This window comes from Streptomyces sp. BE303 (assembly GCF_036290945.1).
Lineage (GTDB): Bacteria > Actinomycetota > Actinomycetes > Streptomycetales > Streptomycetaceae > Kitasatospora.
Genome location: NZ_JAQYWZ010000119.1, coordinates 1 through 5645, shown reverse-complemented (window position 1 = coordinate 5645; position 5645 = coordinate 1). Strand labels below are relative to the sequence as shown.

The window sequence follows — 5645 nt, the reverse complement described above, 5'->3', positions numbered from 1 at the left end:
GGGGCGGCCGGCATCATCAAGATGGTCCAGGCGATGCGGCACGGCGTGCTGCCCCGCACGCTGCACGTCGACGCGCCCACCCCCCAGGTGGACTGGGCGTCCGGGGACGTGGAACTGCTCACCGAGGCCCGCCCCTGGCCGGCGGTGGACCGTCCGCGCCGGGCGGCCGTCTCGTCGTTCGGCATCAGCGGCACCAACGCCCACGTCATCGTGGAGGAACCCCCCGCCCCCCAGACCTCGTCCGCCCCCCAGACCCCGTCCGTGTCCCAGACCCCGTCCGCGCCCCGGGCCGCACCCGCTCCGGCGGCCGGCCGGGTGGTGCCGCTGGTCGTCAGCGGACCGGACGCCGACGCGCTGCGCCGGCAGGCCGGACGGCTCGGCCGCCACCTGCGGGATCATCCGGACGGGTCCCCGGCCGACCTCGCCCGGTCGACCACCCTGCGGGCCGCGCTGCCGCACCGGGCCGTGTTCCTCGCGCAGCGGACCGACGACGGCCTGGCACGGGCGGCCGACGCGCTGACCGCCTGGGCCTCCGGAGGCCGGGGCGAGGGCATGGTCGAAGGGGTCGCGGTCCGCGGGAAGCGGGCGTTCCTCTTCACCGGCCAGGGCGCGCAGCGGGCGGCCATGGGGGCGGCACTCGCCGCCGAGTTCCCGGTGTTCGCGGACGCGCTGGCCACCGTCACCGCCGCGCTGGACCCGCACCTGGGCGTGCCGCTGGCCGTCGCGCTCCACGACGAGGACCTCGTCCACCGGACCGAGTACGCGCAGCCGGCGCTGTTCGCGGTCGAGGTGGCGTTGCACGCGCTGCTCACGCACTGGGGTGTGCGGGCGGACGTCCTGGTCGGGCACTCGATCGGCGAGATCGCCGCCGCGCACGTGGCCGGGGTGCTGTCGCTCGCGGACGCGGCCACGCTGGTCGCCGCGCGCGGCAGGCTGATGCAGGCCCTACCCGCCGGCGGGGCGATGCTCGCCGTCGGAGCCTCCGAGGCCGACGTCCGGGCGGCGCTCGGCACGCTGGACGTCGCGGCGGTGAACGGCCCGGCGGCCGTGGTGGTCTCCGGGGCCGCGGACGCGGTGGAGGAGGCGGCCGTGCTCGCGGCCGGGCGCGGCTGGAAGACCAACCGCCTGCGGACGAGTCACGCGTTCCACTCCCGGCTGATGGAGCCGATGCTGGCGGAGTTCCGGACCGTCGTGAAGTCCCTGGCCTTCGCCGAGCCGTCGACGCCGGCGGTGTCGAGCGTGACCGGCCGACGGGTGGGACCGGGGGAGTGGACGGACCCGGAGTACTGGGTCGAGCAGGTCCGCCGGCCCGTCCGCTTCGCGGACGCCGTCGGCGCGCTGGACGGCATCGGCACGCTCGTGGAGCTCGGCCCGGACGGCGTCCTGACGGCGCTGGCCCGGCAGCTGCGCCCGGACGCCGTGTGCGTCCCGACGCTGCGCAAGGACCGCGACGAGCCCACCACCGCGCTCACCGCGCTGGGCACGCTGTTCGTCCACGGCTTCCCGGTCGACTGGAGCGCGGTGCTTCCCGGCGCGCGCCGCGTCGACCTCCCGACGTACGCGTTCCACCGGCGGCGGTTCTGGCTGGACGGCCCGGCCGAGGAGCAGCCGGGCACCGAGGGGTGGCGCTACCGCGTCGAGTGGCAGCCGGCGGGCGACGTCCTGACCGCCGGCCCGCCGGCCACCGACCTGCCGGGCACGGACGCCTCGGTCACCGACCTGGCCGGCGCAGAGCCGCGGACCGGCGCCGGGCAGACCACCGAGCCGCAGACCACCGCGCCGCAGCCCGCCGCCGCGCCGGACGGCGCGTGGCTGGTGCTGGGCGACGAGGACGGCGCGCTCGCCGGCGCCCTGCGGGCCGCGGGCACCGAGGTGGTCGCCGAGCCCGGGCCGGCCCTCGCCGGTGTGCTGGCCGCGGTGTCCACCCCGGAGCAGGCCCTCGCGGTCGTCCGGCAGGGCCTGACGGCACCGCACTGGTTCGTCACCCGGCGCGCGGTGGCCACCGGGCCGGACGATCCGGCGCCCGACCCGGGCCCGGCGGCGGTCTGGGGACTGGCCCGGGTCCTCGGCCTGGAGCACCCGGACCGGTGGGGCGGGCTGGTCGACCTGCCCGAACGGCCGGACGCCCCGGCGGCGGCCCGGCTCGTCGCGGTCCTGGCCGGCGGGCTCGGCGCCGAGGACCAGGTGGCCCTGCGGGCGGCCGGCCCGGCGCTGCGCCGGCTGGTCCCCGCGCCCGTGCCCGCCGGCGCCCCGCGCTGGCGGCCCGGCGGCACCCTGCTCGTCACCGGCGGGACCGGCGGCCTGGGCGCCGAGGTCGCCCGCTGGGCCGCGGCCCACGGCGCGCAGCGGCTGGTGCTGGTCTCCCGCCGGGGCGCCGACGCCCCCGGCGCGGCGGACCTGCTCGCCGAGCTGCCCGCGGCGCAGGCGCACGCCTGCGACCTGTCCGACCGGTCGGCGGTCGCGGCCCTGCTGGCCGAGGTCGGTGCGGTGGACGCCGTCGTGCACGCGGCGGGCGTCAGCCGGGACGTGCCGCTGGCCGCCGAGGACGCGGACCACCTGCGCGCCGTGGCGGCCGGCAAGGTCGACGGCGCGGTGCACCTCGACGCGTTGCTGCCGGACGTGCCGCTGATCGTCTTCTCCTCGATCGCGGGCGTCTGGGGAAGCGCGGAGCAGGCCGCCTACGCGGCGGCGAACGCGGCGCTGGACGCGCTCGTCGAGCGGCGCCGGGCGCAGGGCCGGCCCGGGACGGCGATCGCCTGGGGGCCGTGGGCCCGGATCGGCATGGCGGCCGACGACGAGGTCGCCGACCGGCTCCGGTTGCGCGGGCTCACCCCGATGGCGCCGGACCGGGCGCTGGACGCGCTCGGCGTGGCGGTCGGCGCCGGCGACGCGTCGGTCACCGTGGCCGACGTGGACTGGGCGCGCTTCGTCCCCGTGTTCTCCACCGCGCGGCCCCGGCCGCTGCTCACCGGCCTGGCCGCCGACCCGCTCACGGACGGACGGCCCGGCGCGGTCCCCGCCCGCGGGGACGTGGCCGGGCAGCTGGCCGCCCGGCTGGCCGAGGCCGCCCCGGCGGAGCGGGAGCGGATCCTGCTGCGGCTGGTCCGGGACGAGGCGGCGGCCGTGCTCGGCCACGCGTCGGGCGCCGCGGTGGCGCCGGAACGGGCCTTCAACGAGCTCGGCTTCGACTCGCTCACCGCCGTCCAGCTGCGCGACCAGCTGATCGCCGCCACCGGACTGCCGCTCTCGCCGACGCTCGTCTTCGACTACCCGAACGCCGAACGGCTCGCGGGCCACCTCGGGGAGTCCCTCGCGCCCGTGCCGGAGACGGTGGACCTGCCCGACGAGGAGATCCGGCGGGCGCTCGCAGCGATCCCGGTCGAGCGGCTGCGGGAGTCCGGGCTGCTGCCCCGGCTGCTGCGGCTGGCGCCGGTGGAACCGGCCCCGCCGCTTCCGGGGCCGGGCGCGCCCGCCGAGGACCTTGACGCGATGGACGTCGAGGAGCTCATGCGGCTCGCGCTCGGCTCCGCCGCCCCCGACGAGGACTGACGCCCCGGCGCCCGTACCCGCAACCCCCGCCCCCTGCCCGGGGGACCCCGCCCGGCGCCCGGATCCCCGATCCGGGCGCCCCGACCGTCCGACGCCCCGACCGTCCGGCAGACCGGCCCCCGCCCGGGGGCACCTGCCCCGGGCCGGTGCCCCCGGTCACCTTCACCAGCCCCTGTCACCTGTCGCCCGCGACGGAACCCCGTCGCCTCCCACGTGAGCATTTCCGAGGCCCCAGAGCGGCCTGACGAGCGGAGTGGACCATGACCCAGCCGGACGAGAAGCTCGTCGAGGCCCTGCGCAGCGCACTGAAGGAGACCGACCGGCTCCGCCGTCGGCAGCAGGAGGCCGAGGCCCGGGCCTCCGAGCCGATCGCCGTCGTCGGCACGGCCTGCCGCTACCCCGGTGGGGTGCGCGGCCCGGACGACCTCTGGCGCCTGGTCGCGGAGGGCAGGGACGCGGTCGGGGAGTTCCCGACCGACCGGGGCTGGGACCTCACCACGCTGTTCGACGACGACCCCGACGCGCCCGGTACCTCGATGGCGCGCGAGGGCGGATTCCTCCACGACGCCGGTGACTTCGACGCGTCGCTGTTCGGGATCAGCCCGCGCGAGGCCCGCGCCATGGACCCGCAGCAGCGGCTGCTGCTGGAGTGCGCGTGGGAGGCGTTCGAGCGGGCCGGCCTGGACCCGCTGGGCCAGCGCGGCACCCGCACCGGTGTCTTCGCCGGCAGCAACGACCAGGACTACCTGGGCCTGCTCGGCGACCGTCCCGGAGAGCTGGAGGGCCACCTGGGCACCGGCAACGCCTCCAGCGTCCTGTCCGGCCGGCTCGCCTACACGTTCGGCCTGGAGGGCCCGGCGGTCACGGTCGACACCGCCTGCTCGTCCTCGCTGGTCGCGCTGCACCTGGCCGTGCAGGCGCTGCGCAGCGGCGAGTGCGACCAGGCGCTGGTCGCCGGCGTCCTGGTGATGTCGACGCCCGGGACCTTCCTGGAGTTCTCGCGGCAGCGCGCCCTCGCCACCGACGGCCGCTGCCGGTCGTTCGCCGCCGCCGCCGACGGCACCGGCTGGGGCGAGGGCGCCGGGGTGCTGCTGGTCGAGCGGCTCTCCTCGGCGCGGGCCGCCGGCCGTCCGGTCCTGGCCGTGGTGCGGGGCACGGCGGTGAACCAGGACGGCGCCTCGAACGGGCTGACCGCGCCGAACGGCCCGGCCCAGCGGCGGGTCATCCGGGAGGCGCTCGCGAACGCCGGCCTGACGGCGCAGGAGGTCGACGCGGTCGAGGCGCACGGCACCGGGACGACGCTGGGCGACCCGATCGAGGCCCAGGCGCTGCTGGCGACGTACGGCCAGGACCGGGCCGAGGGCGAGCCGCTCTGGCTGGGCTCGCTGAAGTCGAACATCGGGCACACCCAGGCGGCGGCGGGCGTCGGCGGCATCATCAAGATGGTCGAGGCCATGCGGCACGGGCAGCTGCCGAAGACGCTGCACGTCGACGCGCCGACCCCGAAGGTCGACTGGACCGCGGGGAGGGTGGAGCTGCTCACCGACGCCAGGCCCTGGCCGGCGGTGGGCCGCCCGCGCCGGTCGGCCGTCTCCTCGTTCGGCATGAGCGGTACCAACGCCCACGTGATCCTGGAGCAGGGCGATCCGGTCCGGGAGCCGTCGCCGGCCGCCGGGACCGGGCCGGTGCCGCTGCTGCTCTCCGGGGCCGGCCCGGCCGCGCTGCGGGCCCAGGCCGCCGCCGTCCTGGTGCACGCGGAGGGCGGCGCGCCGCTGGGGGAGGTCGGCGCGACGCTGGCCCGGCGCGCCGTACTGCCGGACCGGGCCGTGGCCTGGGACCTCGCCGGTCTGGAGGCGGTCGGGTCCGGGCTCGTGGCGGGCACCGCGCTCGACTCCACCGACGTGGTGTTCGTGTATCCGGGTCAGGGTGGTCAGTGGCTGGGTATGGCGGTGGGGCTGCTGGGGTCGCGAGCGTTCGCGGATCGTCTGCGGGAGTGTGATGCGGCGCTGTTGCCGTTGACGGGGTTCTCGGTGGAGGCGGTGCTGCGGGGCGGGGACGACTGGTTGGCGCGGGTGGAGGTGGTGCAGCCGGTGCTG

2 protein-coding genes are annotated in these 5645 nt (G+C 78.2%); both read left to right on the top strand.

Annotated features, from left to right (window positions below; translation table 11 throughout):
• A partial coding sequence (locus PUR56_RS00465; protein ID WP_329947370.1) for a type I polyketide synthase occupies positions 1 to 3549 on the top strand: 3549 nt, incomplete at its 5' end.
• Positions 3550 to 3809: 260 nt separating this feature from the next.
• The coding region (locus PUR56_RS00460) for a type I polyketide synthase (RefSeq protein ID WP_329947369.1) at positions 3810 to 5645 on the top strand (1836 nt) is incomplete at its 3' end.